This is a genomic window from Saccharopolyspora sp. NPDC049357 (genome assembly GCF_040677225.1).
Classification (GTDB): domain Bacteria; phylum Actinomycetota; class Actinomycetes; order Mycobacteriales; family Pseudonocardiaceae; genus Saccharopolyspora.
In genome coordinates this window covers 117,319-143,977 of sequence record NZ_JBFAQJ010000007.1, presented here as the reverse complement: position 1 = coordinate 143,977, position 26,659 = coordinate 117,319, and the positions used below count along the sequence as shown (strand labels likewise).

The following is a 26,659-nucleotide window of genomic DNA, read 5'->3' as shown; positions in this document are numbered from 1 at the left end:
CATTCGGGGTCCTCCAGAAGTGGGATTTGTGACGCCCCAGGTATAGGTCGCGGGCAGACCTTGTGCCAAAGTTTGTGCCGTGACGCGGAACGCGACAGCTGGCAACATGCTCGACAAGGCGGCTGCAATCCTGGACATCTATCGTCCCGAGGGAGGCGCGTTCCGTCTTGCGGAACTGGTTGCGAGGACTGGGATGAGCAAGACAACTACGTTCCGCCTCGTGGGCGACCTTGTGCGACTCGGTCTACTGGAACGCGACGGTGAGCGGTACCGGCTAGGCGGCACGCTATTTGAGCTAGGTTCACTCGTACACCGTCGCCAGGATCTGCGTGAAGCAGCGCTGCCGTTCCTGCAGGACCTCTTCGAGAGCACCCGGCAGACCGTCCACTTCGGCATTCGGGACGGTCACGACGTCGTCTACCTCGAACGCATTCACGGTCACGAAGCCGTGCCGTTGCCATCCCGAATCGGCGGCCGACTACCACTGACATGCACCGCGATCGGCAAGGCTCTGTTGGCCTTCTCCGAGGCCGAGCTCACGGACACGATCCTCGCCAGGGAACTGCCTCAGCTGACTCCCTTCTCGATCATCGATCCGCAGCGCGTGCGGACAGCGCTGGAACAGACGCAGGTCTCGGGGCTCGCCTACGAGGAACAGGAGGCCGCGAGCGGCGTCAGTTGTATCGCCGCACCGGTGTTCGCCGGCGCAGTTGTGGTGGCTGCCGTTTCGGTGGCGGTACCCCGGGAGCAATTCCGGCCCGCCAGTCTCGCTCCCGCGGTGCGTACCGCAGCGCTGGGACTCTCCAGGACCCTGCGGTACGCCGAGTCGAGGTGACCGGCGGCACCTGCCCGATCAGGACGGGCGCTTCTGCCGTCGCAGCAGGCTGTCCTGGGCGTCGTTGATGATTTGGTCGCCGACGCCCTCCGCCTCGATCGCCGCGCCTGCTGCTGCCCGCACGGCGTAGAAGTCGAAACCGAAGGAGCTGCCAACCAGGACGGACCAAGCATCGTTGCGTCCGCGTAGTGGGTCGAGGCAGCGGGTTGTCGACTGCCTTCCACTAGGTCGTCGGTGCGAGTGCTTCAAGGCTACAGGTGGCTTGTTGTACGCAGGTTGTTCGCGGGATGGCGTGTAGGGATGTTTCCCATCGTTGTTGGAGACAATTGAGGAGTCGGGTTTCGACTTCGTGGGCGACGTGGGAGTAGATGTGTTCGATTTTGTCGGGGAGGACGTGGCCCATTCGGCGTGCTTGAGCGACTTGTGGGATCGCGTCGGCGATGAGCCAGGTTTTGTGGCTGTGGCGTAGTCCGTGGAAGGTGAGTCCGGGGACGACGGGTTGGAGTTGGTGGTGTGGGTTGGGGTGGTGGAGGGTGCCGTCGGTGGCGGGGCGCATGGCGCGGCGGGCGTAGTTGCTGCGGCGGAGGGGCTGGTGGTCGGGGGTGACGAAGACGTGGGGCCCATCGTGGGTGGTGAGGTGGTGTCGGAGTAGGTCGATGAGGAACGGGGGGAGGGTGATGGTGCGGGCGGAGTCTTCGGTCTTGGGTGGTCCCAGGGTGAGTTTGCCGTTGATTTCGTGGAGTGCGCCGTTGTCGGGGTCGATGATGATGTGGCCGTTGTTGAGGTGGGTGTTGTGGCGTTGGAGTCCGGTGAGTTCGCCCCAGCGCGCCCCGGTATAGGCGGCGGTGATGATGAGGATGCCGGCGCCTGGCCATGCGTAGATTGCTGCTTGGAGGGCGATGGTGAGCACTTGTTCTGGGGTTGCCCAGAGGGCTTCGCGTCGTCGGGTGTCGCGGCGTCGTTGTTTTCCGCGGCGTTGGGGACGGACCGGGTTGTCGGGGATGAGTCTTTCGTGGGCGGCGTCGGCGAGCATCATGGAGAGCACTTTGACGATGGTTGAGACTGTGGTGTGCGCATAGCCGTGGCGACGAAGTTTCTTGGACCACCCGTGGACGGCGCTGCCGGTGATGTCGCCGATGGCAGTGGATCCCCAGCGCGGAAGGATGTGGTTCTTGGTGATGCTGCGGTACTGAGATTCGGTGTTTTCGGAAACGTCGATGGAGTCGAACCAGGTGGAGGCCCAAGCCTCAAAAGGAACCTTTCCGGCACTGGGGTCGAGGAAAGTGCCTCGACGTCGGTCTGCGTCGATTTCATCGGCTTTGCGTTGTGCGGCGGGTGCGCTGTCGAAGCCGGGGATTGATCCGAGTGTCCCATCGTCTTTGGGGTATCGGACGCGCCAGGTGCTGTTTCCTGTCTTCTCAACGAACGACATGGTGGGTGGGTTCCGTATCTATCCGTGACGGTTGGTTCTGTGGCGGGGGCCAGTGAATATGGACGCTCGTCTTCGAATGTTTGTCAAGCCGCCGTCATTTGGGGGACTACAGGGGTTTTCAGTTCTGACTTGAGAGTCCGGCGATGTGCCGTAGGTCTTCGTCTGCGAAGCGGAGGTGTTTGCCGATGAATCTGCATGGGATGGCGCGTGTCGAGGCTTTCCGGCGCAGCCAGGACGGGCGGACTCTGAGTTTGGCGGCAGCTTCCTCGGGTGTATAAAGAATCTGAGATTCCGCACTCGGTGGTTGTTCGTCAGCTGCGCATGGTTGCCGATCCGATTCTTCGGCCGTCTGGTCGAGATCGGATTCTCTAGGTTCGTTTAGAGGTCTTCTCAGTCCGGGCCGCTGCCTGCGAGTTGTCGGCTTCCTTTTTGGTGGTGTCATGGTGCGTCCACCTGCGGGGGAGTGGGGGTGCAGTCGGTGGCTTCTGTCGATGGTTTACGGAAGACAAGGACGTCTTCGTGTGTGATGAGGTGAAGGGGTAGTCCGGCTTTTCGTTGTTTGCGGACGAAGTCGCGTTGAAAGAAGCTGCCGCGGGCTACGAGTGTGTCGTCGGCGACGCGTCCGAGAAGCGCGACGCACCGTTCGGTGAGGGTCAGGCCGGCGTGGGTTCCGCATGCCTGGATCTGTGATGGCAGGTCGATGAGTTCGGCGTTTTCACGCCAGGGGCGGAGGGTGAGGACGACGTGGCCGCCGGGGCGGAGGTAGGGGGCGGTGGCGGTGAGGATGCGGGTGAAGCCGGTGAGGAGTCGGTGGTGGCCGATGTTGGCGAGGTTGCCTCGGTCGAGGGTGTTGCCGTAGCGGTGGAGCCGCTTGTGCACGCCGGCCTGGCCGGTGGTGACTTGGCCGTGGGTGGAGGGGCCGTATGGCGGTGAGGTGACCACGAGCGCGACGGTGCCGCGAAGCTGGGAGGGCAGGAGGGAGTCCAGTTGGCGGGCGTCGCCGCGGAGGACTCGTCCTGGGGAGTTGGTGCCGGTGTGGTGGGCGCGGTCGAGGTTGTGTTGGGCGATCTGGGCCCATTGGTGTTCGTATTCGACGCCGATGCCGCGTCGCTGCTGGTGCAGTGCTTCGATCAGGGTGGTGCCGATGCCGCACATGGGGTCGAGCACGGTGTCGCCGGGGTGGGTGTAGTGGGCGATGGCGTGTGCGGCGATGGCGGGCAGCATTTTGGCCGGGTGCGCGGTGGACTCCCGGAGGTAGCGGCCCTTGCGTTGGGTGACGGGGGCGGCTTGAGCGGTGGCCCACACCGACAGCGGGGGCAGGTGGGTGTGGGTCATCGCTGGGCTCCTTCGATCCGTGCGGCCGGGTGCGTGGGCATGTCGGGTTCGGGCTGGCGGGGTTGGGCGAAGACCAGCAGGTCCAGGTGGACACGGCTGTGTACGGAAGGACCGTCGTGGTGTGCTGGCGGTGTGGATCGGGTGAGCTCGTTCAACGGTGCGAGTAGCGCCACGATGTGCTGGAGGTAGAGCAGATCCTCATCTTGCGCGGCGGTGACCACCGCGCCGGTGGGATCCACAAGCCGGCCGTCATGGAGCTGGTGGTGAGTGAGAACCACGAGCACGCCACCCGCGGCGAGCAGAGCCGCGGCTTGTTGAGCCAGGTGCTTGCTCGTCTCGGCGTGGCCGGGTTCGGGCGATACAACGGCGACCGCCAGGTCGGCCGTTCCCCGGACACCCGCTTCGTCCGCGGGCCGTCGTTGGTGTGTGTGGAGCACGCTGTGAAGTGCCCGTAGTTCCGCAGGAGCCGCGTTGAGGAACGCGACTCTCTCGCCCGCGCTGCTGAAGCCATGGATGATCTCGTCGAGTACGGATCGAGGCCACCGCTGCGCGGGCCGGTCCTGCGTGGCTGTGGCGCAGGGCCACACGGTGGTCGGGGTGGTGTCGCCCGTCGTGGTTGTCGGTTCGCCGGCTCGGCGCGCGGGTGCTGTCTGCGTGCTCGACTTTGTCGGATCGGTGTCAATGCGGCTCGATGGTGATCGAGGTTCCGAGATGCTCATTGCTTTCCTCCGCAAGCCCCTGAACGGCGCGGGCCGTTCGTGGTTGTGACACCTCTGAACTCCGATTCAGGGCGCATTCGGGGACGGGCGGGAATGAACTTTCGCGGAAGCGTGCGCAGCGTCGGTGGCCGCTTAGAAATCTAAGGAATGATCGCCACGAGTGAATTAGTTCGATCTTGATGTCGGGCTCGTAGTAGTGCGTGTGTGGTGCGTGTGTGCCGACTTCAGATTGCTAACACCGCAGCTCAGAAAGGTGTGGAACGCTTTAGCGGCCCGCTTGTTCGCGCGTGGGTTCGATCTTCCCGAGGTCGGGTCGTTGACGCTCGTAGTTTTTGCGTAGCGGTACGGAATGCATTTCGTGAGAGAAGAGTAGGAGGCGTGTAGTGGTGCCCATGGCGTGATGCAGAAGTCGTTGATTCGACGTTTGCAGAGAGGTCACGTCATGCGATCCGACTCGAACTCAAAGAATGAATCACGCGGGCGGGAATTGTCGCCGCTTGCGGCCGCTCGTCAATCCTTTTCGTGGCTAGTGACCGGGCCAGAGCCGATTACGGTCGACGGCCGTGACTTCCCAGGTTTGCCCGGGCGGGCACTGCGGCTGGATGAGCTCAGGGACTGCCTGCTTCGCAGGGCCTGCACGCAGGACACACGCGATGCGGTGTGGGCGCACCTGGTGTCAGCCTCCCGCGCCGAGGGCGCGGTGTGGACCCTGGGATGCGTCGGAGTGGCGCTGCCCGCGCTGATCCGGGCCAGTGCCGCACTGACCTCACGCTTCATGGGTGATACCGCGGATATCGAAGCAGCGGTGCTCGCCGGCTTCGTCACCGAGCTCGCGCAGATCGACTGCTCCCGGAAGCAGATCATGGTGCGCCTGCGGTGGGCCGCCTACCGAGCCGGGCACAACGCAGTCCGCGAAGCACTGGACACACCCTTGCCAGCGGGCACCACACCGTCCTCCTCGCCCCCGCCCCGGCCGCGGGAGCACCCCGACTTCGTCCTGGCCCGCGCAGTCACCGACGAGGTCATCACCCCCGACGAAGCCCACCTGATCGGCGCCACCCGCTTGGAAGGGATTGCGCTGGCTGAGGTGGCCGAGCACTACGGCGCGAGCTACGAGGCGATCAAGAAAAAGCGGCAGCGGGCCGAACACAAGCTCGTCGACTACCTCCGTGACGACAGCGGCACCGACCACGAAGCGACCGCTTCCCGGACAGCGAGCCTTGCCCAGAACAGGTCCGCCGGTCGGTGGCGGTGCGCTGACGGGATGTCCCGAACAGGCGGCGAATCCGGAGTTCAGAAGTACGGGGATCGCCCCGTTCTGCCGTCGTCGGCGCCCGCGCGCAAGGAGGACACCTCATGCGACTGACCACCACCGCACCCCACCCAGAACACCGCACCGACTCCGCGCGATCACGCCGCACACGGCGAGCCGCACGGCGCCCACGGCTCGTGCTCGCGGCGGGGCTCGCCTTGGCCGGCATGCTGCTCGGCGCTGCGACCGGTCACTCTGCCCCCGAGATGGTTCTTGCCGAGGCGGCCAACCTCGAAACGGTCATGAACAACGCCCGCAACTGGATCATGGGCATCCTCGCGGTGGTCGCCACGTTGTTCCTCACCATCGGCGGGCTGCGTTACCTGCTTGCCGGCGGGGACCCGAGCGAGGTCGAAAAAGCCAAGCAAGCGGTCAAGCACGCCGCCTATGGCTTCGCTGTCTGCGCTCTCGCGCCCATTTTGGTCAGCATCCTCAAAGGCATTCTTGAGGTGTAAAGCCCATGTCCCACCAGGCCGCGCGACGCGGCACCACCCTCGTGGTGGCCGGAACGGTGATGTGGTTGTTCTGCGGCGCCGTGGCCGTCGCTCAGGATATTCCGTTGCCATTCCCGGCCCCCACTCCGCCGCCTTCGTCAATGCCGTTGGATGCACCGCCGTTGCCGTGGCCCAGTACGGCGCCACCGGCCCCGCCGGCGCCTTCTCCGGCGCCACCTGCTGGGAATGAAGCGCAGGAGCACGGGTGGATTCAAGAATTCCTGACCGGATGGTTCTGGGGGTTCTTCGAAGACATCGCCACCTCGGCACTTAACGCGGTGCTGGATTGGCTTGCGCACTCACTGCTGGCGACGCCCGCGCTGCATGAATTGCCTGTCGTCGGCCAAATCTGGGGCGGGTCACAACGCATCATGCTCGCCTGCTCCGGCCTGCTGGTCACTCTGGCCGGATTGAGCGCGATGGCCTACCAGACGCTGCACACCAGAGCCTCGGTCAAAGAAATCCTGCCGCGGATCGCCGTGGCGTTCACCGCGGCCAACATGTCGCTGTTCTTCGGGGGAAAAGCCATTGAATTCGCCAACGCGCTCTCGGTCGCCGTCCTGGTGGGCGATCCGGGCAAAGTCGCGGAGACCGCCGCGGAATTCACGAACACTCTCCGCGGGCGCCTTCCCCAGGGAGAGGGTCAGCTCGGCGAATTGTACGTGATCTTCACCGTTCTCGTTCTTGTCGTCATGATCATCGCGGTGTTGCTCACCTATGTGGTCCGAGTCGCGCTCACCGTCCTGTTGCTGATCGCGGCGCCGCTGATGCTGATGTGTCACGCCCTGCCCCATACCGAAGCGGTCGCGTACTGGTGGTGGCGCTGTTTCGGCGGAGTGCTGGCCGTGCAAGTCGCTCAATCACTGGCCTTTGTCGCGACGATCCGGCTCTTCTACCTGCCCGGCGGGGTCACGCTCTTCTAGACCTCGATTGTGAGGTGTGTGATGGCGCAGCTGCTGATCGCGATCGCGATGTGCTACATCCTGATCAAAATCCCATTCTGGATCCTCGGATCACTGCGAAACGGACGCCGTTCGTTTCTCGGATCCATGGTGCGCGGCTTTATCACCTACAAGACCTTCGGCCTGATTCGCGGCGCCTCATCCGCCATCGGCCGGCCCTCCGGTGCGGGCGAGGACAGGTCCTCCACGAGCGGCGAAACCGCACCCGATCCGTATTCGAGCGTGCACACGGGTGCCGGTGGGCAACTGCTGCTCCCACTTGGCCGCCTGGCACGAACCCGCCGACCCACGCGCACGACCAACACCCCCACGCCGCCGTCCACACGCACGTCGGTGACACGCGGGCGACAGGCCGCGCTGTGGACCCGCGACGGCAAACCCAGCCGCAGCGCCCTGCCACCACCACTCGGCCCCGGCGCCGTGCCGACCAGTACCGAACCCGGGCAACAACACATGCTGCCCATCCACACCCGCCACCACCCCGACGCGACCGGTCGTCACACCTTGCGCGACGACTCGACCCCGCCCAACACCGCCGCGACACCGGGCCCCAACCAGGCCGCCTTGTTCACCCGCACCGGCCGCCCGAATCCGACCGCCCGGCCCCAGGCGCCTGGGCAACCGGGCATGCGCCCGGCCACTATCCCGCCCGGCGGCCAGTACCACCTGCCCCTCATCGGAGGCACGCCTACGCCCAGCACACCGCCACCGGCTGCCGCACCAGCACCACCACCGGCCGCACCCACGCGGGGGAGCGGGCAGCGGCCGTTGTTCACCAGTTCCGGCGAGGTCGCACCGCATGCTCGCCCGCCACGCCCGCGCCGCCGCAAACCACCGGAACTGCCCGCCTACAAGGGCATCCGCCCGGACAAACACGGCCAGTACGCCCTGCCACTCGACCTCCCCACCACACCCAGAAAACCCCGCACCAAGCCTGGCGCTCAGCAGTCATCGAAGCCGCCACGCACCTCAGCGCCCAAGCCACCGAAGTCTGCGTCGAAGCCGGCCTCCGCGGCGCCGCCCGTCCGGGCGTCCGAGCCCGTTGAGCCCGAATTGCCGCTGACCTGGCCCGAAGGTCATCGTCCACCGAGGAGCACCCGATGAACGGACCGGCCCGCATCCCCGCCGACGTGGACCGCGAAGACCGCCTCCTCGCCGGACTCACCGCCCGCCAACTCACGCTTCTGGCCACGACCGCAGCCCTGCTCTACGGCACCTGGGCCGCCACCCGCAGCATCCTGGCGTTGCCGGTCTTCGCGGTCCTGGCAACTCCGGTCGCCGCAGCCGCCCTCGTCCTCGCCCTGGGCCAGCGGGATGGCATCGCGCTCTACCGGCTCGTTGGCGCGGCCGTGCGGCACCGGTTCTCCGCGCGCTACCGGGTCGCCGATCCTACGCCGGCCGAACCCGTTCCCGAGTGGCTCGTGCCCGCCGCCACGACCACCGCGACTCCCCGGTTGGGAGCCGTTCCGGCCCCGGCCAGCGGCGTGGAGCCCGCCAGCACCGGTGAGGCCGGAGTCGTCGACCTCGCCGGTGACGGAATTGCCCTGATCGCCGCGGCCAGCACGGTCAACTTCGCGCTGCGCACCCACACCGAACATGAAGCCCTCGTCGGCGCCTTCGCCCGCTACCTGCACTCCCTGACCGCACCCGTGCAGATCCTCATCCGCGCACAACGCTGCGACCTCACCGACCAGATCACCGCCCTGCGTGACCACGCACCGAGCCTGCCGCATCCGGCCCTGGAAACCGCGGCCGAAGAACACGCCGACTTCCTCACCCACCTAGCTGGCCACACCGACCTGCTCCGCCGCCAGGTCCTGCTCGTCTTCCGCGAAGCACCCACCCCCAGTACCACCGACACCGGTCCACGGAGACGACAACCACGCCGGGGGATGGATGCGGGCGCACGACACGCCGCCGAAGCCCGACTGCTCCGGCGCGTTAACGAGGCCATCGACCTTCTCGCCCCCGCCAGCATCCGCCTCACCGTGCTCGACACCGCCCAGGCCACCCACGTCGTGGCAAGCGCCTGTAACCCCGACCACACCGGCACCACCGGGGCGGTCCTGGCCGGCCCGTCCGAGGTCATCACCACATACCAGGCCGCGTCCGACGACCTCGTCGACCCGCACGGATGGGAGGCCACCTCATGACCCACGCGAGCGTGTTCACCCCTGACTCGATGACCATCGGCGCCCGACACCTCACCGTCGCCGGCGAATGGGTTGCCTCCTTCGCCATCACCGGCTACCCGCGCGAGGTCAACGCGGGATGGCTGCAACCCCTGCTGAACTACCCAGGCCGCCTCGACGTCTCCCTGCACATCGACCCCGTCGACCCCGCTCATGCGGCCAAACACCTGAAACAGCAACTGGCGAAACTGGAATCCGGACGCCGCCACACCGCCGAGCACGGCCGTCTCGCCGACCCCCACGTCGAGGCCGCCACCGAGGACGCCTACGAACTGTCGGCCCGCATCGCACGCGGCGAATCGAAAATGTTCCGACTCGGCCTGTACCTGACCGTGCACGCCCACAGCGAACAGCATCTGGCTGACGAGGTCACCGCCGTGCGTGCTCTGGCGTCCTCGATGTTGCTGGATGCCAAGCCCACCACCTACCGCAGCGTTCAGGGCTGGGTGGCCACCCTGCCGGTCGGACTCGATCCGCTCGGGATGCAGCGCACCTTCGACACCCACGCCCTGGCGACCGCGTTCCCGTTCACCTCCCCGGATCTTCGTGCCGCCGACCCCGCTGACCTGGAGACCACCACCGACGGCGTGCTGTATGGCTACAACGCCCAGTCCTCGGGCCTAGTGCACTGGGACCGGTTCGCCGCCGACAACCACAACGCCGTGGTCCTCGGACGATCCGGCGCGGGCAAGTCCTATCTGGTCAAACTCGAACTCCTACGCCACCTCTACCGGGGCGTGCAGGCCAGCGTCATCGACCCCGAAGACGAATACACCCGACTCGCCGACGCCGTCGGCGGCACCATCCTGCGCCTGGGCGCACCCGGCGTGCAGCTCAACCCCTTCGACCTCCCGGTCACCATCGGCGCCGATGGGCGCCGCAGCGCCCCCAGCGACGCGCTGGCCCGCCGAAGCCTGTTCCTGCACACCATCCTGGACTTGCTGCTGGGCAGCGACCTGTCCAGCGCCGAACGCGGCATCCTGGACGAGGCCATCGCCACCACCTATCGCAACGCGGGCATCACCACCGACCCCCGCACCTGGTCACGCCCCGCGCCCCTGCTCGCCGACCTTCGGGACACATTGCACGCCACCGGCGCCGCAGAGCTGGCTGAGCGCCTGCGGCCCTTCGTCGACGGCGCGTTCAACACCCTGTTCAACGGGCCGACCACGACCCGCCCCGACGGGCACCTGGTCGTGTTCTCCCTCAAAGACCTACCACCGGAACTGCAGGCGATCGGCACCGCACTCACCCTCGATGCCATCTGGCGCGAAGTCTCCCACCCCGTCGTCCGCCGCCGGCGCCTGGTCGTGGTCGACGAGGCGTGGCTGCTGATGAGCCACACCGCCGGAGCGGAGTTCCTGTTCCGGATGGCCAAAGCCGCACGCAAGCACTGGTGCGGCCTGACCGTGGCGACCCAGGACGTCGGCGACCTGCTGGGCAGCGACCTTGGCAAGGCGATCGTGGGCAACGCGACCACCCAGATCCTGCTGCGCCAGTCACCTCAAGCTATCGACGAGGTTGCCGCGCACTTCGGGCTCGCCGCGGGAGCACGGCAGTACCTGCTCACCGCTGACCAGGGCCAAGCCCTGCTGTCCACCGGAACCCAATGGGTCGCCCTGCAAACCGTGGCCTCACCCGTCGAACACGACCTCGTCACCACCGACCCGGAATTCCTCGACTCCGCCACCACCCACGGCGACAGCCACGACTGGATCAACCTCTAAAACCCCACGCCCACAGCCAATTTCTTCGACGAGATCGGGGCACCGATGTCTTTGCGCGCCTTTCCGAACCTGTGGGGCCCGGTCGAACTCCTCGAGGACGGCATCGCCCACTACCTCCAGGACCCCGAGACCGCGATCCGGCCCCTCCTGCACCGCCCACTACTGCTCGCGTCGATGCTCGCTGGGCTGGTGGCGGCCATCGTGCTGCGCCTGTCGCTGCGCGCGTATCGGCGAAACAGGCTGAACCACAACGCCAAAGTCGTGACCATCCAATCACCACCCACAGTGGATGCCGCCGGTGGGGCCGCGTTGTGGTCACATCTGGTGGGGCTGCTCCGCCCGGCGTGGAAGCGCGCGTTGCTCGGACAGCCGCACCTGGCATGCGAGTACGTCATCACCCGCGATGGCATCACCATCCAGATCTGGGTGCCCGGCACGATCCCGCCCGGGCTCATCGAGCGCGCCGTCGAAGCCGCCTGGCCCGGCGCCCGCACCCACACCCAGCCGGCCACCTCACCCATCCCCGAACCCGATGACGAGCACACCCTGGTCGTCGGCGGAGAACTCCGCCTGGCCCGACCCGAGACGCTGCCGATTAAGACCGACTTCGACACCGACCCGCTCCGCGCGATCCTGGCCGCACCCAGCGGCCTCGGCCCGGGCGAGTACGTCTGCGTGCAAGTACTCGCCCGCCCCGCCGCCGGACGCCGACTCACCGGTGCCCCGCACCTGCGCGGATTCCTCTTCGACCTCCTCACCCCCGGAACGACACGCTCGCCACAGACGAAGTCCACGCGAGGACACGGAGATACGCACACGCGGTTGGAGCGCTCCGCGCGGGACCGGGTCAGTGTCACCAAACAACGCGGCAGCCAGTACGAGACCCGCCTGCGCTACGCCGCCAGCACCGTCCTTACCCGCCCGGTAGATCCCGAGCAGCAGCGCCGGGCCCGACGAGTGCTACGCGGCCGGGCCCACACGCTTGCCACCTGTTTCGCCGCCTACACCGACCACAACCGCTACTGGCGCCACCGACTGAACCGCCCCGCCCCAGCACTGCGCCACCGTGGCTTCGGTCGGGGTGACCTGCTCTCGGTTCCCGAGATCGCCGCCCTCGCGCACCTGCCCACCGATGAGGCCATTCCCGGCCTGCACCGCGCGGGCGCCCGCGCCCTGACCCCACCACCCGAGGTCGCCGCACCGGGGCCGGAAGTCAAGCCGCTGGGCACCACCGACACCGGAGCGACCCGCCGCGTGGGCCTGCGCGCCGCTGATGCCCGCCAGCACCTACACCTCATGGGTGCGACCGGCTCCGGAAAATCCACCCTGCTCGCCCAGATGATCCTCGCTGACGCCGAGGCCGAACGCGGCTGCCTGGTCATCGACCCGAAAGGCGACCTCGTCACCGACGTCCTCTCACGCCTTCCCAAAACAGCCGCGAACCGCCTGGTGCTCTTCGACGCCGACGCCCGCAGCCGCCCACCCTGCCTCAACCCCCTCGACGGCGAAGCCGTGGACGTCACCGTCGACAACCTCGTCTCGGTCTTCCGCCGCGTCTACTCCGCGTTCTGGGGACCCCGCACCGACGACGTCTTCCGCGCCGCATGCCTGACCCTGCGCACCCAAGGCGGCATCACCACGCTCGCCGACGTCCCCCGCCTGCTCGCCGAACCCGCCTTCCGAGACCGCGTCACCGCCGGTGTCACCGACCCCGTCTTGCGCGGCTTCTGGGACTGGTACGCCGAGCTGACCGAGGCATCACGCGCCCAAGTCATCGCCCCCTTGATGAACAAACTCCGCAGCTTCCTGCTCCGCCCGTTCGTGCGCGACGCCCTCACGGCCGGTGCCTCCACAGCGGACATGAACGCGGTGCTCGACGGCGGAATCTGCCTCGTGCGCATCCCCAAAGGCTCACTCGGCGACGAAACCAGCCGACTCTTCGGCTCCCTCGCAGTGGCCCGAGCCTGGCAAGCCACCACCGCCCGCGCCGCGACCCCGCAGCGCGAACGCCGCGACGCCTCGATGTACATCGACGAATGCCACAACTTCCTCAACCTGCCCTACCCACTGGAGGACATGCTCGCCGAAGCCCGCGGCTTCCGAGTCTCCATGACCCTGGCACACCAGCACCTCGGCCAGCTCCCACGCGATCTCCGCGAAGGCATTTCCACCAACGCCCGCAACAAGGTCCTCTTCGCAGCCAGCCCCGAGGACGCCCGCGCCCTCGCACAGCACACCCACCCACACCTCACCGACCACGACCTCGCCCACCTCGACGCCTACCACGCCGCCGCCCGCCTCGTCGTTCACGGCCAGCAATCACGACCGTTCACGCTGGTCACCGACCCCCTCCCGGCCGCGATCCCCGGACGCTCCCGCGCACTGCGCCGCCAGACCGCCACCCGCACACGTCCCGGCGCCGAACCACCGGCGGCCTCCACTGGGACCAGCCAGCCGCCTCGGGCGAGCACTGACCCACGCCTGCACCAGTGACACCCCCGCTCGCATGCCTTGAAAAGCCGTGCCTGATCCACGGAGGTGCTCATGCTCAACAAACCCATCCGGCAGAAGTCACTGCACGGAGTACGGCCCACACGACGACAGACCCGAGCCGCCAATTCCGTGGAACACCAAGCACGTTTGGCCAAACGCCTGACCAGCCGAGACAAGTGGATCATCCGGATGGTCCACGAGCACCGCGTACTCACCGCGCCCCAGATCACCACCTGCGCCTTCCCGTCGCCGCGCTCCGGAAGGCAGCGGTTGCGGGAGCTCTACCAGTGGTCGGTACTCGACCGCTTCCAGCCCACCGTGGATGCCGGAAGCGCACCGCAGCACTATGTCCTCGGGCCCGCCGGAGCCAGCGTGCTCGCCGCCGACGCCGGCATCGACACCAAGATCCTCGGCTACCGGCGCGACCGCGCCACCAGCATCGCCTACAGCCAACGCCTCGCCCACGCCGTCGGAGTCGGCGAGTTCTTCACCGCCCTCATCGCCCGCGCCCACACCCGCGAGTCCGAGCAGGTCTCGGCGTGGTGGTCAGAGGTCCGCTGCGCGCGACATTTCGGGGACCTCGTCCGGCCCGATGCCTACGGCCGTTGGCGCCATGACCACCGTGAGTTCGAGTTCTTCCTGGAATACGACCTCGGCACCGAAACCACCGGACGCGTGGCAGGCAAACTCCCCGGCTACGCCCGGCTGGCCGCCAGCACCGGCATCGTCACCCCGCTGCTGATCTGGGCCCCCACCGCCCGCCGCGAAGCCAACCTCCGCACCCAACTCGCCACCGCCTGGCGCGGACTCGACCACCCCGAACACCTCCCCATCGCCACCGCCGCCGCAGACCTCCTCGACCCCGATCCCGAGGCACACAGCAGCCCAGCCGAGGCAATCTGGGCACCCCTGGCGCCGCGCGACGACCAGCGCCGCGCACTACACCACCTCGCCGCGGCATGGCCGCAACGACCGCGCACCCGGCCGAGCCCGCCCCCAGAGCACCGCTCCAGCACGGAGATCGCGGCGCCGAACCCGATGCCGCCCGCACCCACCACGCCCCGACGGGCCGGTGAGCCGCGATGAGTAAAGTCCTCCTGCTCCTGGCGGCGGTCGTCATCGGGTTCCCGCTGATGGTGATCGCGGTGGCGGGCGCGGCGATCACCAGCATCTTCGCCGCGCGCCAGACGAGCTCGTCCACCTGCCTCGTCGCAGGCGCCGACGGGATGACGCTGGTCGGCTACGGGCCGGAAGAGACGCGCAACGCCGCCACCATCGTCGCCGTCGGCAAGCAACTCCACGTACCCGAACAAGGCCAGGTCGTGGCCATCGCGACCGCGCTGCGCGAGTCCTGGCTGAGAAACCTCACCTGGGGCGACCGCGACAGCCTCGGGTTGTTTCAGCAACGCCCCTCCATGGGCTGGGGCACCCGCGAGGAGATCCTCGACCCCGTCTACAGCTCCACCCAGTTCTACACACACCTGCTCGCAGTCCCCGGATGGGAGACATTGCCGTTGACGGAGGCGGCCGACGCTGTCCAAAAATCGGCGTACCCCGAGGCCTACGCCGAACACGAACCAGCCGCCCGCGCCATCGTCGCCGCCCTCCACGGCGCGCACTGCCAGCCCGCCCCGGCACCGGGGGACTGGGTCGTGCCCACCACCGGCGCGTGCACTTCCGGCTACGGGCCTCGTGACGGCGAGATGCACCGGGGCCAGGACATCGCCGCACCCATCGGAACACCCATCCTCGCCGCCCACGCAGGAACAGTGATCGACTCCGGTCCCGCTACCGGATACGGCCTCTGGGTCCGCATCGAACACTCCGGCGGCATCACCACGGTCTACGGCCACAACAACCTCAACCACGTACACGTCGGCGACCACGTCCAAGCAGGCCAGGTCATCGCTGAGGTCGGCAATCGCGGCGAATCCACCGGACCGCACCTGCACTTCCAGATCGAGAACAACGGCCACGCCGTCGACCCCGTCGCCTTCTACCGCGACCGAGGCCACCCGTCACTGTGTGACGAGACGACGAATCAAAGCTGAGTGCCGAGGAGTCTCTCGGGGCTCCGGGCACGCGTCGGCCCCGCCACACCGAGTTGTCCGGGTGACGGGGCCGACGGGCATCCGGGCGCTAGGAGAGCCGGTGCGCGCCCGGGACGGCCATGTTCGTGAGTGCGTAGACCGCCATCGGTGGCCTAAGACCTAGGACTCGTCGCTGGCGGTGACAAAGCGCTTGGGGGAGTCCTGGGTTTGGCGGGCATAACCGCCGTCGGAAAGCTTGTGCAGCGCGTTGTTGACCGCACCGGCCGATCGGTCGAGGGCTTTGGCGATCTGGCCCGCGCTGAACTCCTCACCAGGGTGAGCGGCCAGGAAGTCCTCGACCATCCCGCGCAGTTCGCCCTTGGCCAGGCGCTTGTCGGACGTCACCGGCGCGTCAGTGCTTTCGGTGTTGGCCGAACTGGTTGATTGCGTACCCGGCGAGGGCTGTGCGGCGGTGTCGGTCCGACCTGGTGTGGCCTCTCGCTGAGCGGTGGCCGCCTGTACTCGTGCGACTGTGGTGGCCGGCGTGGTCGAGTCAGGCTCCGGCGCTGACGCCGGTGAGAAGCGGTCCGGGAGACGTCGCGAGCCGTCTTTGATGCCAGGGGTGCGGGTGATGCTGCCGGATTTTGACCACGCGGCGAGGATCTTGCCTGCGGTGGACTGGCCTATTCCGGCCTGCTTGGCAAGCTCGGCCGTCGTGGATCCGGGGTGGGCGTGTAGTGCGGCCCATGCCTTGGATTCGGTGTCGGTACGAACGGGGGCGGGTGCGTTGTGGTCGGTGGTGCTGGGCATGACGGTCTCCCGGTGTGGCTGGGGTGCTGGGTCATGCCCTCCGGAGGGCGGTATAGCCCCGGCGCGCGCTGCCGGTTCACGGCTACATAGATATGGACGCTCTACTTTTGCGAGGAGTCAAGAGCTTTCACGTGCCTCGACCCTCCCGTGCCGGCGACGTCCTGCTCGTGGACGTGGCCACAGGTCGCGTTGCCTGTGTGCCGCGCGGGACGGGTTACAGGTCGAGGCCGGTGATGGCCCGGTTGATCAAGTTGGTGACGATGGGGCGCAGCTCGATGGACGGCGTGAGCCCGGGCCTACTGGGCAGCGCGGTTTTGGCGAACCAGCTACCGGGGTTCTGTGTGGTGACCTCGGTGCCTGTGGGTGTGGCTGGCCGGCCGATGTGGTTTCCGGCTCGCGGGGCAAGGCAGTTGGGGAGATCAGCGGATCCCCCTATGCGGGTGCTGACCTGCGTTGGGGGTGGCGCTCCCTGGTGGGGTTGTGGGCGCCACCCCCAACGGATCCACGAGTGGATCCCCCATCGGCACCTCCAATACTGCTGTGTTCCTCGCTCAGCGGCCAGTCGGCGTGGTTAGGCGATGCGCCGCATGGTGCCGCTGCTGGAGCGGTGTGCGGCGTGAATGAGCGGCGCGGCTAGCTGCGGCCAACCGGGGCCAGAGTTCTTCCAGTGTCCGAGGAGAAGGAAGCGCCGGTTTCGAGCGATCCACAGCCACACATCGACGTGGTCGTCATCGTCGGTGGTGGGAGGGCGCAGTTGGAGTACCAGTGTTGATTCCCGGACCGCACTGGCTTGCAGCTGGCGTTTCCAGACTCCGCTGAAACTGGCGAGGCCGCCATCGGGGCGTGACTCGACATGGGTAATGACGATGCCGCCTTCCTCGGCGGGCATCCTCATGGGCGGCTGTGGCCCGAGTGTGTAGGCCACGCGGTGCTGGGTGAATGAGGCGACCTCACTAGCCGCAGGCATTCTCGCGGCGGTGTGGGCGTGTCGGCTTTTCGGATCTGGTGTCGACATTGTGTGTCTCCTCGAAACGTGGACGAACGGATCGTTCGTCTGTATGGACGCTCGTGTACGTAGAGGTGTCAATGGCTCTTCGGGGCGGAGGGGTGAAGACCGCCCGATCGCGCGGGGTCTCCTTTCGTCGCTGGGGATTCGGTGTCGGGGTGCTGTAGTGCTGCGGCGAGTGCGAGGGTTTCGGGGGAGGGTTCGGTGTCGATGTCGCGGAGCCGTTGTGTCAGGAGGTCTAGGGTGGCTGGGATCGCGCTGGTGTCACCGAGGCGGGCGTGAAGACGCATGATGTCGCGGTAGAGGTGTTCGTTAGCGGGATCGAATCCGGTCGCTGTTTCCAGCAGCCGCAGGGTGTGTTCCGGGGCGGTGGGGGAGTGGTGCCGGGCCAGGGCGCTGACCGCGTTAATCGCGGTGCGCAGCGCGGCGAAGCGGGGTGCCTGGATCCATTCGCTGTCGATGCCGGCGGCGAGCTCGCTGCGATACAGCGCCACCACGGTCTGGTGCGCGCGCAGTCGCCTCGCGTCAGTGGTGGTGTCGTGGCTGGTGCGTTCGGCTTCGGTGAAGCAGGCGTAGTCGGTGTCGACCTGGGTGGGATCCAGGCGAAGTCGCCGTTGGCGGGCGTCGAGGACGTCGGTGACCGTGCCGTGTGTGGCGGCCTCCATGGCGGTGCGCAGCCGGGAGAGCGTGGTGTTGAGCGCGTTGGTGGGCCGGTTCGAGGGTGCGTGTTGCCACAGGTCGGCGATCGCGGTGTCGCGCGTGACATCAGGATTGACCGCGAGGTAGGCCAGAAGCTCCAGCAGCCTCGGAGTGAAGTGCTCGGTGATGTCCTGTCGCTCACCGTCCGGTGGTGTCCACAGCAGACGAACCGGTCCGAAAACGAGCAGAGACAACGGCACGCGAGACTCGGGCGCCTCGACATGCTCGGCTGGTGGCGGAGAAGGAGGGGTTTCGTGGTGTTGCGGGACCGGCGGCACGGGCGGGGCGGTGTGGTGCTGAGGGGCGCGGCCGAGGGCGAGCAGATCACGAGCCGTGGCCTCGTCCGCAGTGAACAGGTGGGTCTTGATCAGCGAGGACACCTCGTGGCTCGCGCCGCTCACGACTCCGCCGTCCTCCACTGCCAGCCGGCTGCCTGAGGGTGACGGCCCCAACGAGAGGACGGTGGCCCCTTCGGTCGGCGGGAGTGTGTCGTCGTCCAGGACGGCGGTGTAGGCGACGAGCACATCGCCGAGCTGCCCCGGCTGTGTGGCGTGCAGGTCGGTGAGCTGGTGCCAGTGGCCCAGTTCGGGAGGCGGACCGTCGGGAAACAGGGCGGCGACGGCGGCCGTGTGCACGCTGAGCCGGGGGCGTTCTGGGTGAAGCGCCAGGTTGACGAGCATCGCCCGCACAACATCGGGGGCGCCCGGACCGGTGACACCGACGCCTTGGAGGTCGGAGAAGTTGAGGTGTCGGGTCTCGCCGTCGGCGACGCCGATCTCCAACCACAGCTCACCCGGGTCGGTGTCCTCGCCTCGTGTGGGAGGTTGCTCGCTTGGGGGCGCTGCTGGTTCGCCGTCGAGCGCGTGCGTGGTGGGGTGGGCGCGGTTGAGCGCATAGACGGCGGGAGCGACGGGGTAGTCGGCTGTGGTGCGTGTGCCGGGACGGTGGTGTCGGCGGTGCCGGCGGCGGGCTAGTACGAGCGCGGCGCTGACCGCGGCTGCAGTGGCGGCACCCAAAAATGTCCTCGCGCCGAGCTGAATCTCGCCGGTGTCGGTGATTACCGGTTCCGGTGGTGGTGAGGCTTGAGGTGGTGCTACCGCCGGCCCAGGCGAGACCGCTTCTGCGGCCGGGACAGGGGGAGGTGGGGCTGGTAGTGCGAGGTGCCAACCGGGGAAGAGGTGGTGGGGGTGGCGCAGCACGCGTCCGTCGGGTTGTGGTTGGTCGGCGTTGAGGGCGAACAACGCCGGCCACTGGTCTGGCGAGCCGAGTTCACGGGCGGCGAGCGTGGCAAGGGTGTCACCGGGCTCGGTGGTGATCCACCGCGCGGTCGCGGGAATCCCGGCTGGGGTCGGTAGTGCCGCATCGGTGGGCATGCGCAGCACCCACCCGGTTTCGAGCTGGTCTGTTCCCTGGAGGAGGTCGTGGTTGAGGTCGCGTATTTGGGTCCAGCGGTGCGGGTTGCCGAGGTAGCGCTCGGCGAGGTCCCACAGCGTGTCGCCGCGGACCACGGTGTAATGCGGGTGGCCGGGGTCGGTCGTGGTGGGGCCGGGCGGCGGGTCGGGGTACCCGCCCGGCCCCACCTGGGTGTCGCCGTGGAATTCAGGGGTGGCGGCGACACCCTCTGGTGGAGGAATCAGGGCCGTGACACTCGGGGGTGTGGCGGCAGGGGCCGCCGACAGCGTCCCCGGGAACAGGGACAGCACAGCCCAGGTGATCACGGCGGTCAGCCAGGATCGGGGCGTGCCACGTCGAACCGGACGCGAACGCCCGGGGACCAGGAGTCGGACGAGATCGGCCACGGTCCACGCCAGCAGAAGCGCCCAACTCGCCCACCCGGTCAGCAGGGTGCCGAGCAGCGCACACCGGGAGGGGCTCAGTTCGAACCGCAGTGTCTCCGCGAGGTGTTCGGCCCAGTCACCGAGTTGGACCGGCAGCGGCGCTGCCCACGGTGAGAAGTCCGCGACCGGCCAGGGCACGGTGGGCAGCGGGGCGACCTCGGCCAGCGCCCACAACGCGACCGGCAGCCCGGTCAGCAGCGCCGCGAGCCCTGTAACCGCGGCACAAGCCAGCAGCCGCGTGCGAATCTCGGTCGCCGGGGTCATGGCCGGGCACCTTCACCGGTTTGCAGAGAAGCGGTCGCGTGGCCGGTGACCGTGTGGACGTCCCACAGCAGCCCGATCGCAGCAGGTTCGGTGTAGGTCACCGTGACCGCCACACTCGACGGGCCCTGCAGCGAGACGGTCCCGGTGTGGCCGGTGGCCGCGAGGTAGCGCCGTGCCGCCGAGGTGGCCTGCGCTGGGTCGAGGGTCACGGTGGTGTGGCGGGTGTCGAGCGCGGTGAGTGCGCTGCGCGCGGTCTCGGCGGCGACCGCGTCGGCCCGGGCGCGCACTCGAAGCCGGTCTGCACCGTCGACGAGCAACGCGCACAGCAGCAGCAGACAGGGCACCAGGACGGCGACCAGCAAACTGACCGATCCGTCGTCACGTCCACGCATTGTGAAGGTCATGTTCGCCCCCGGAACGGGTCGACTGGGCTGGAAAACTCCGCACGCAGTGGAACCTGCCCGGGCAGTGCGGACAGGCCGGTCAAGTCCGCCAGCGACACGCTGCACCGCAGCGCGACCGTGACCACGCCGGTCGTGCCTGCGCGGGTGGTCAGGCCACTGGTGTCGAGGTCGTGGGCGAGGTCGGTGCACGCCAGGTGCTGTTCGTGCAGGACCTGCAGTCCGGTCGCTGTGGCTGCGCTGTGGGCGTCACTGGGTGTGCGGGCCAGCGATGCGGCGCGCGCGGCCGTGGTGGCGGCGTGCTCCAGGGCATGGTGGGCGGTGACGACGCGGCCGGCGGCGATGACCAGGACGAGCACCGCCAACAGCAACGGAGTCAGCAAAGCGACTTCCACGCTCGCCGAACCATCCTCACGTCGACGCGTGTTCATGGCGTATCCCCAGGGGTCGTGAAGTGTTCCTTGCTGGCCTCGGCAACCTGCGTAACGGTCCCCAATCCCGGAACCGGGAGCAGACGGGGTGGATCACCGGTCACGCGCACGGTGACCCGCGTCCCGGTGACCTGGGCACTCGCCCGGGGTTGGGTCACGAGCCCGGAGCCCTCGGCCAGGAACGACTCCGCGGCGGACTGGGCGTCAGCGGTGGTGCCGTGCAGCGTGCGCGCCACCTGGACGCCCTGCTGCGCGGCAGCGGAGCAGATCGTGCGCGTATGCCACCACAAGCCCGCCTGTACAACCGTGAGCAGGACGAGCAGCACCATGGGTGCCAGTACCGCCAACTCCACGGCAGCCGACCCCGTTTCGAACCTGGCCGCCCGTTCACGCCGTCGGGAGTGAGCAAACATCAGTGATCACCTGGGTCTGGGGTCAGTGGATTTGGGCTTGGTACTTCTGGACCACTGCGGTGATCGCGGTCCCGAGCCCGAGCGCCGCGGCCAACGCAATCGCCGTCAACACGGCCTTTTCGGTGCTCTCCGAACCCCGATCATCAAGACGGATCCTCTCGACGAGACGGGCGAGCGCGGTGGCGTTGCTGGCGAGCCAGGCCGCGACGAGCATCACCGTGACGGTCACCTGGGCGCGAATCATGGGAATCATGACAACCTCTCAGTGCTGGGAATCGGTTTCGTGTGACGCGTCGGTTATCCGATGAGCAGCCGCGCGACGGTGGGGTAGAGGGCCAGCAGAAGGACCCCGGCCATCAGCGCGGTGACCGGCAGCGTGAGGCGCTCGGTGCGCGCGTTGGCCTCGGCCTTGTCCTCGGTGGTGGTCGTGGCCCGCAGACTCGCGGCCTGCGCGGTGAGACTGGCGTAGATCGCGGCGCCATCCGCGGCGGTCGCGGCCAGATCGGCGACCGTCACGAGCTCGTCTAGCCGGATCTGTTCACCGAGCCCGCGCAGCGCGTCCCAGGGCGAGTACCCGTGGTTCTCGGCCCGGACCAGTGTGTGGTGCAGCCGCTGCAGGAGCGGGTGGTCTGCGAGCGCGGCGGCCTCGTGCAGGGCCGGTCCCGGCGCTTGGCCTGCGGCGCGTTCTTGGGCCACCAGGTCCAGATAGACCGCCAGCACACGGCGGGCATCACTGCGCGCGTGGCGCGCGGCATCGCGCGTGCGCCACACCGGTACCAACACTCCCGCTCCCGCACACCCCAGAACCAGCACTGGCGCGACGAGGAACGAAGTAGTCCCGGCAGCGACGAACACCGCTGCGAGAACCAGTCCCGCGAGCCCGCAGGACAGCCCCCACTTGATGCGACTCGACACATAGGACTGAGGTGTCTGCTCGAGCAGGTCGAGGTCTGCTTCGGGAATCGACAGCCACGGGTGACCGGCATGCCGTGCCTTCTGGATCAGCCAGTCCAGGCGTCCGCGCTGTGCGGTCGTGGGGTGGGTCAGGTGGTGCAGTGCTGCCTGCAACCCCATCGGAGCCGGGCCGACCACACTACGAACGCCTGCGGCGAGCCCGATCCCGAGCAGGGCTCCGACGATGGCGGCCAGTGGGAGCGTGGGAGTCATGACGCGTCTCCCCGCAGGTAGCGAGCCGCAGCGCGCGGGGTGGATAGGCGGTGCATGTGCCAGAGAGCGCCGGCGAAGATCGTCGCGACCACTGCGAGCACGCCTTGGCCCAGCGCGGTACCGATCGGTGCGAGGTAATCCCGGGCGAAGACCACCAAGCCGACGAGCATGACCGTGGTGATGCCGATCAGCGTGCGCACCGTGGTCCGGGGCTTGGCGCGGTCGGCTTCCACCTCGCGCGCACTGGCGGCCCGTGCGGTCAGACTCACCGCCTGCCCCTGCAAGATCTCGACCACACCGCGTCCACCCGCGCGCACGCGCAGCAGCAGCGCGAGCACGACCTCATCGACGGCGGGATGGGACAACTCCGCGGCGAAGGCCCGCAGCGCGAGTTCCGTGCCCTCCCGGCGCATCGCCTCGGCCAACCGGGCAACAGCAGGAGCCAACAGCGCCGGTGCGGTGTCGGCCGAGCGCGCCACGGCCTGGTGCAAGCCACCCGCCCCGGAGGCCAGCAGATCACCCAAGCGCCGCGTCCACGTCGCCACCGCCTCGTGCAACGCGATGTCGTCGCGCACCTGCCGGGGCGCCAGCAACGCCGGCACAGCCACCACCGCGAGAACCGTGGCGGCAGCGGCCACGGGCCAGCCCGTGGCCCACCACGTCACACCAGCGGCCACCGACGCGATCAACCCGCGCCGTCGCCATCGCTCCATCCACGCCAACACCGAGCTCGCCCGCGAGGACATCGTGGGGGGACGCGGCGGCCGGAAGAACAGAACGCTGAAAAGCAGGCCAAGGCCCAGGAAGAGCCCGAACACAGCTGCCAATGCGATGATCATGATGCAACTCCTTCGTCGCGTTGCAACGCCTGTAGGTCAAGCCCGTGCTGACGGAGCCGGGCGCGCAGCGGCTCGCTGGGCGGGTACACCGGTGCGATGCACCCGCTGCTGGGGTGCGGGCCGAACAGCGGGATCAGATCGGGTGTCCCGGCATCACCGACCGGCCCGACTTCGCAAATCTCGGTGACGACCCGCTCGCGTCGGCCCTCGCGGTCCCGACGGGTCACGTGCACGACCAGGTCCAGCGCCGAGGCCGTCCAGCGATGAGCCGCGGCGACACTCAGCGGCGGGTGCGCGAGTTGGCTGAGCGCGGCGATGCGGTCGGGCACCGCCCTGGCCGAGGTGGCGTGCAACGTGCCCATTCCCCCGGCGGCCCCGTTGCCCAACGCGCGCAGCAGCGAGGTGATCTCGCCACCGCGAACCTCCCCGACGATCACCCGCGAAGGGGAATGCCGCAGGGTCTGCTTCAGCAGGTCATCGAGGGTGATCTCCCCGGCGCCCTCGGCATTGGGCGCACGCGCTTCCAGCGCCGTCACCAGCGGATGCGCGACCGGGTTCAGGTGCAGTCCGAGCTCGTAGTCGTCTTCGACGGTCACCACGTGCTCGTGGTCGGCAATGGCGTGGCACAGCGAACGCAGCAGCGTCGTCTTGCCCGCCGCAGGTCCACCGGTGACCAGCAGGTTCAGCCCGGCCCGGACAGCGGCCTGCAGGAAATCATGGACGCGGTCGTTGACGGTGCCACGTTCGTGCAGATCATCCAGCGTGGCGTGGGCGAGCCGGTGGCGCCGGATCGCGATCCGCGGCCGGTCGGCGACCTCGCGCACCGCCGCCAACCGAGCCCCCAACGGGCCCCCGGCCGGCAGGCGGAGATTGCCCATCGGGTGGGCCGGGGAGAACTCCCGGCTGGTTTGTCCCAGCCGCGCGAACATCGACTCCAACTGCGCCAACAAGTCCGTGTCCGACCGGCCGACCGGATGCGGCCACGCCTGCACGCTTCCATCCGAGCGTTCGAGCCACACGCGGTCGTAGCCGTGGATGTGGATGTTCTCGACGTCCTCGCGCTCCAGCAGTGGTTGCAGATCACCCAACCCGGACAGCGCCGCCAGGACGGCCTCGGTGAGCTGCTTCTCGGCGTTCTCCGACAACGGCTGATCACCCTGCGCGGCGCGGTGCAGAGTCCACGCGGTGATCTCAGCGGCGACCAACGACCGGTGCCGGGCAAGATCGTCTCCGGGCGCGAGGCGTTCGGCCACCCGCGCCCTCAGCTGCGCCACCGTGTCCGCGTCCGGGACAGGGCCGTGCTCGTCGGCGGGATTCATCCGTGAACGGATCTGAGAGGTCATGCCACCTGCTCCTGTTCCTCGTCGCTGGCCGGAGCGGAAGAAACCCGGGCGGGTCCGGCGAGTTGGTTGTGCAGGCGGCGCGCTGCTTTGCGGCTGGTGCGCAGCAGCGCTGAACGGCGAGGTTGCAGGCAGGGCGTACCGCCATCACAGAGCGCCCCTGCGGCGGTCGGGTCATCGGGGAGTTCCATCCCGACCGGGATGGCCAAGGCGCGGGCGGCGTCGTCGGCTTGGCGGCTGGTGGCCACCGACACCGCCGCGCCCAACCGCTGGGAGGGCACCAGGTCACGCAAGACCGTGACCAGTCGGCTGGCCGCGACGATGTGCCGCAGCGTCGGGCGCACCCCGACCAGGACGAGATCGGACTCGGCCACCAGCGGCCACGGCGTCGCGGGACTCCATCGACCCGCGTCCACGAGCACATCCGGACCACTTTCGCTCAGGTCCCGCAGTGCACTGGCCAGCCGTTTCCACCCATCGGAGCCGATCGCGCCGGCCTGGACCGGACCGTTGACCCCGGCCAGAAGCCGCAATCCGCCGCTGTCGGGGACTTCTTGTGCGTGACCGGCCAAGCCTTCGGCTGGCACGGATTCGAGGTGTCGAGTCGAGGAGGCGAAGCTGAGCACGCTGCGGTCGGAGGTGAGCCGACCATCGACCCACCACTGTCCCGCCCACCCGGGCAGCAGATCGCCTCCCGCCGGATCGGCATCGACCACGAGCAGGGCGTGGGGCCACACCGTCGCCAGTGCTGCAATCCCCGTAGTCACCCCCGGCGATCCCTTCGCCGACAGCATCGTCACCAAAGCCATTGCGCTCACGCTCCTTTCACCGAAATGCGGATGCTTCGCTAGTGATCCGGTCCGAGAACCGTCAGAACCGCGCCGGTCGCGGCGGCCGAGGTGGCTTGATGGGCGGCGTAGTCGGGAAGGAGCAGGTCCACCACGACCGCCCCTTCGGCATCCGGCGGTGCCATCCGAACCACTCGGGCACGAAAGGCCGAAGTCGTGGGACTCGCCTCGGCTGCGGAACTCGACGCCCTGGACAGCGCTGTGACTTCGACTGGTGTGTTGGGGATCAGTCCTGCTGAAGGGAACCGGCCGGGCTCCAAGCGCAGCCCGACGACGACTTGGCGGGGCCCCGGAACCGCCTGGGTCATGAGGTCCCGCGGGGCGAGCAGCTCGCCGGCACGCAGATTCGTTGCCGCGACCTTGCCGGTGACCTCGCCCAGGCACGCCTTGGACACCGTGAACCGCGCTGCCTCAGGCGGAAGATCCACAGTCGCCACATCCGCCTGCGAGATGGGCTCTGCCCAGGCGATGTCCCTGGTAAGCACCAGCACGGGCTCGCGGTCATCTGCTCCGGCCACGAGCGTGACAACGCCGGCCACCGACCCTGCGATCAACCCGGCCGACAGACCCAGCATCCACCAACGCCTGCGCCGAGGGACGCGCGGAAGACGGGAACGGTGACCGTTTCCCCGCTCATCAGATGAGGCCGTCAGCTCAGAAAGACCCTGATTAGACATAGACGTCTCCCCACAACGGAATTGAAAGCGAGATCAAATAAAATGAGAGAAATGAATCAGGAAACGCGGTTATTGAGTGCGGAGGGCTTGCGCTTCGGCGATCACGAGCTGAGTTTGGGCTCGGGAGGTCATCGGAGGCAGGACACCACCAGTCGGGGAACTTCCGGTCCAACCGCGCCAGGTCACTTCCCAGGTAATGGACCACTGCGCCGATACCGGACCAGCAGAAGGTCGCTCGTACACGACATCGCAGTCAGGTGACGGGGAATGCACGCCGAAGGACCTCTCGTAGGGTGTCCCGGGCCCTGCGCAAGAGATGGGCGTGGTGCCATCGCCCGGTTCCATCGCCAACTGGATCGGCGTAGCGGTGACTTCGGCCCACACTGGTCCGGCCT

General features: G+C 68.1%; 26 protein-coding genes. 10 read left to right on the top strand and 16 right to left on the bottom strand.

Annotated elements, in window-relative coordinates:
* Nucleotides 1-79 precede the first annotated feature (79 nt).
* Nucleotides 80-835, top strand: a complete 756-nt coding sequence (locus tag AB0J91_RS08660; protein ID WP_363865532.1) for an IclR family transcriptional regulator — start codon at nucleotides 80-82, stop codon at nucleotides 833-835.
* 223 nt (nucleotides 836-1,058) lie between these two features.
* On the opposite strand, the gene AB0J91_RS08655 is transcribed toward AB0J91_RS08660, so the two are convergent.
* The 4 genes from AB0J91_RS08655 to AB0J91_RS08640 all read right to left on the bottom strand — a co-directional run bounded on the left by AB0J91_RS08655 (nucleotide 1,059) and on the right by AB0J91_RS08640 (nucleotide 4,321).
* Nucleotides 1,059-2,267 (bottom strand): tyrosine-type recombinase/integrase, encoded by a 1,209-nt coding sequence (locus tag AB0J91_RS08655; RefSeq protein WP_363865530.1) that lies wholly within the window; start codon nucleotides 2,265-2,267, stop codon nucleotides 1,059-1,061.
* Between the two features lie 118 nt (nucleotides 2,268-2,385).
* On the bottom strand, nucleotides 2,386-2,709 hold the full coding sequence (locus AB0J91_RS08650) for a helix-turn-helix domain-containing protein (RefSeq protein WP_363865528.1): 324 nt from the start codon (nucleotides 2,707-2,709) through the stop codon (nucleotides 2,386-2,388).
* Entirely contained in the window at nucleotides 2,706-3,602 is an 897-nt protein-coding gene (locus AB0J91_RS08645) for a DNA methyltransferase (RefSeq protein WP_363865526.1), read from the bottom strand. Before AB0J91_RS08645 ends, AB0J91_RS08650 begins: the two co-directional genes overlap by 4 nt.
* The gene (locus AB0J91_RS08640) at nucleotides 3,599-4,321 is read right to left on the bottom strand and encodes a hypothetical protein (RefSeq protein ID WP_363865524.1); all 723 of its coding nucleotides are present in this window, start codon (nucleotides 4,319-4,321) and stop codon (nucleotides 3,599-3,601) included. Before AB0J91_RS08640 ends, AB0J91_RS08645 begins: the two co-directional genes overlap by 4 nt.
* A 724-nt stretch (nucleotides 4,322-5,045) precedes the next feature.
* Between AB0J91_RS08640 and AB0J91_RS08635 the strand changes: the two genes are divergently transcribed.
* The 9 genes from AB0J91_RS08635 (at nucleotide 5,046) to AB0J91_RS08595 (ending at nucleotide 15,552) form a co-directional block, all read left to right on the top strand.
* On the top strand, nucleotides 5,046-5,687 hold the full coding sequence (locus AB0J91_RS08635) for a hypothetical protein (RefSeq protein ID WP_363865522.1): 642 nt from the start codon (nucleotides 5,046-5,048) through the stop codon (nucleotides 5,685-5,687).
* Nucleotides 5,678-6,088 (top strand): pilin, encoded by a 411-nt coding sequence (locus tag AB0J91_RS08630; RefSeq protein ID WP_363865520.1) that lies wholly within the window; start codon nucleotides 5,678-5,680, stop codon nucleotides 6,086-6,088. Before AB0J91_RS08635 ends, AB0J91_RS08630 begins: the two co-directional genes overlap by 10 nt.
* A 5-nt stretch (nucleotides 6,089-6,093) precedes the next feature.
* Nucleotides 6,094-7,050, top strand: a complete 957-nt coding sequence (locus AB0J91_RS08625; protein WP_363865518.1) for a hypothetical protein — start codon at nucleotides 6,094-6,096, stop codon at nucleotides 7,048-7,050.
* Nucleotides 7,051-7,071: 21 nt separating this feature from the next.
* Nucleotides 7,072-8,193: a hypothetical protein gene (locus tag AB0J91_RS08620; RefSeq protein WP_363865516.1), complete on the top strand. Its 1,122-nt coding sequence runs from the start codon at nucleotides 7,072-7,074 to the stop codon at nucleotides 8,191-8,193.
* Nucleotides 8,190-9,242: a PrgI family protein gene (locus tag AB0J91_RS08615; RefSeq protein ID WP_363865514.1), complete on the top strand. Its 1,053-nt coding sequence runs from the start codon at nucleotides 8,190-8,192 to the stop codon at nucleotides 9,240-9,242. The genes AB0J91_RS08620 and AB0J91_RS08615 overlap by 4 nt, the downstream gene beginning before the upstream one ends.
* A complete protein-coding gene (locus AB0J91_RS08610; protein WP_363865512.1) occupies nucleotides 9,239-11,008 on the top strand; it encodes a DUF87 domain-containing protein in 1,770 nt (589 codons plus the stop codon). The genes AB0J91_RS08615 and AB0J91_RS08610 overlap by 4 nt, the downstream gene beginning before the upstream one ends.
* A gap of 45 nt (nucleotides 11,009-11,053) precedes the next feature.
* The gene (locus AB0J91_RS08605) at nucleotides 11,054-13,501 is read left to right on the top strand and encodes a type IV secretion system DNA-binding domain-containing protein (protein ID WP_363865510.1); all 2,448 of its coding nucleotides are present in this window, start codon (nucleotides 11,054-11,056) and stop codon (nucleotides 13,499-13,501) included.
* A gap of 147 nt (nucleotides 13,502-13,648) precedes the next feature.
* Entirely contained in the window at nucleotides 13,649-14,587 is a 939-nt protein-coding gene (locus AB0J91_RS08600; RefSeq protein ID WP_363865508.1) for a replication-relaxation family protein, read from the top strand.
* Nucleotides 14,584-15,552, top strand: coding sequence for a M23 family metallopeptidase (locus AB0J91_RS08595; protein WP_363865506.1), 969 nt, complete (start codon nucleotides 14,584-14,586; stop codon nucleotides 15,550-15,552). Before AB0J91_RS08600 ends, AB0J91_RS08595 begins: the two co-directional genes overlap by 4 nt.
* A 159-nt stretch (nucleotides 15,553-15,711) precedes the next feature.
* On the opposite strand, the gene AB0J91_RS08590 is transcribed toward AB0J91_RS08595, so the two are convergent.
* The 12 genes from AB0J91_RS08590 to AB0J91_RS08535 form a co-directional block, all read right to left on the bottom strand.
* Nucleotides 15,712-16,341 carry a hypothetical protein gene (locus tag AB0J91_RS08590; RefSeq protein WP_363865504.1) on the bottom strand — a complete coding sequence of 210 codons (630 nt, stop codon included), beginning with the start codon at nucleotides 16,339-16,341 and terminating at the stop codon, nucleotides 15,712-15,714.
* Between the two features lie 571 nt (nucleotides 16,342-16,912).
* Nucleotides 16,913-17,266: a hypothetical protein gene (locus AB0J91_RS08585; protein ID WP_363865502.1), complete on the bottom strand. Its 354-nt coding sequence runs from the start codon at nucleotides 17,264-17,266 to the stop codon at nucleotides 16,913-16,915.
* A gap of 158 nt (nucleotides 17,267-17,424) precedes the next feature.
* Complete coding sequence (locus AB0J91_RS08580; protein WP_363865500.1) at nucleotides 17,425-20,148, bottom strand: LysM peptidoglycan-binding domain-containing protein; 2,724 nt, start codon at nucleotides 20,146-20,148, stop codon at nucleotides 17,425-17,427.
* A complete protein-coding gene (locus AB0J91_RS08575) occupies nucleotides 20,145-20,540 on the bottom strand; it encodes a hypothetical protein (protein ID WP_363865498.1) in 396 nt (131 codons plus the stop codon). The genes AB0J91_RS08580 and AB0J91_RS08575 overlap by 4 nt, the downstream gene beginning before the upstream one ends.
* A gap of 8 nt (nucleotides 20,541-20,548) precedes the next feature.
* Entirely contained in the window at nucleotides 20,549-20,944 is a 396-nt protein-coding gene (locus AB0J91_RS08570) for a TadE/TadG family type IV pilus assembly protein (RefSeq protein ID WP_363865496.1), read from the bottom strand.
* A 32-nt stretch (nucleotides 20,945-20,976) separates the two neighbouring features.
* The gene (locus AB0J91_RS08565) at nucleotides 20,977-21,393 is read right to left on the bottom strand and encodes a TadE/TadG family type IV pilus assembly protein (RefSeq protein WP_363865494.1); all 417 of its coding nucleotides are present in this window, start codon (nucleotides 21,391-21,393) and stop codon (nucleotides 20,977-20,979) included.
* Between the two features lie 22 nt (nucleotides 21,394-21,415).
* Nucleotides 21,416-21,637, bottom strand: coding sequence for a hypothetical protein (locus AB0J91_RS08560; protein ID WP_363865492.1), 222 nt, complete (start codon nucleotides 21,635-21,637; stop codon nucleotides 21,416-21,418).
* A 53-nt stretch (nucleotides 21,638-21,690) separates the two neighbouring features.
* Nucleotides 21,691-22,560, bottom strand: coding sequence for a pilus assembly protein TadB (locus AB0J91_RS08555; protein ID WP_363865490.1), 870 nt, complete (start codon nucleotides 22,558-22,560; stop codon nucleotides 21,691-21,693).
* Nucleotides 22,557-23,399, bottom strand: coding sequence for a pilus assembly protein TadB (locus AB0J91_RS08550; protein ID WP_363865489.1), 843 nt, complete (start codon nucleotides 23,397-23,399; stop codon nucleotides 22,557-22,559). Before AB0J91_RS08550 ends, AB0J91_RS08555 begins: the two co-directional genes overlap by 4 nt.
* Nucleotides 23,396-24,742 (bottom strand): ATPase, T2SS/T4P/T4SS family, encoded by a 1,347-nt coding sequence (locus tag AB0J91_RS08545; protein WP_363865487.1) that lies wholly within the window; start codon nucleotides 24,740-24,742, stop codon nucleotides 23,396-23,398. The genes AB0J91_RS08550 and AB0J91_RS08545 overlap by 4 nt, the downstream gene beginning before the upstream one ends.
* Nucleotides 24,739-25,548 (bottom strand): hypothetical protein, encoded by an 810-nt coding sequence (locus AB0J91_RS08540; protein ID WP_363865485.1) that lies wholly within the window; start codon nucleotides 25,546-25,548, stop codon nucleotides 24,739-24,741. The genes AB0J91_RS08545 and AB0J91_RS08540 overlap by 4 nt, the downstream gene beginning before the upstream one ends.
* Before the next feature lie 38 nt (nucleotides 25,549-25,586).
* A complete protein-coding gene (locus AB0J91_RS08535) occupies nucleotides 25,587-26,162 on the bottom strand; it encodes an SAF domain-containing protein (RefSeq protein ID WP_363865483.1) in 576 nt (191 codons plus the stop codon).
* Nucleotides 26,163-26,659 lie beyond the last annotated feature (497 nt).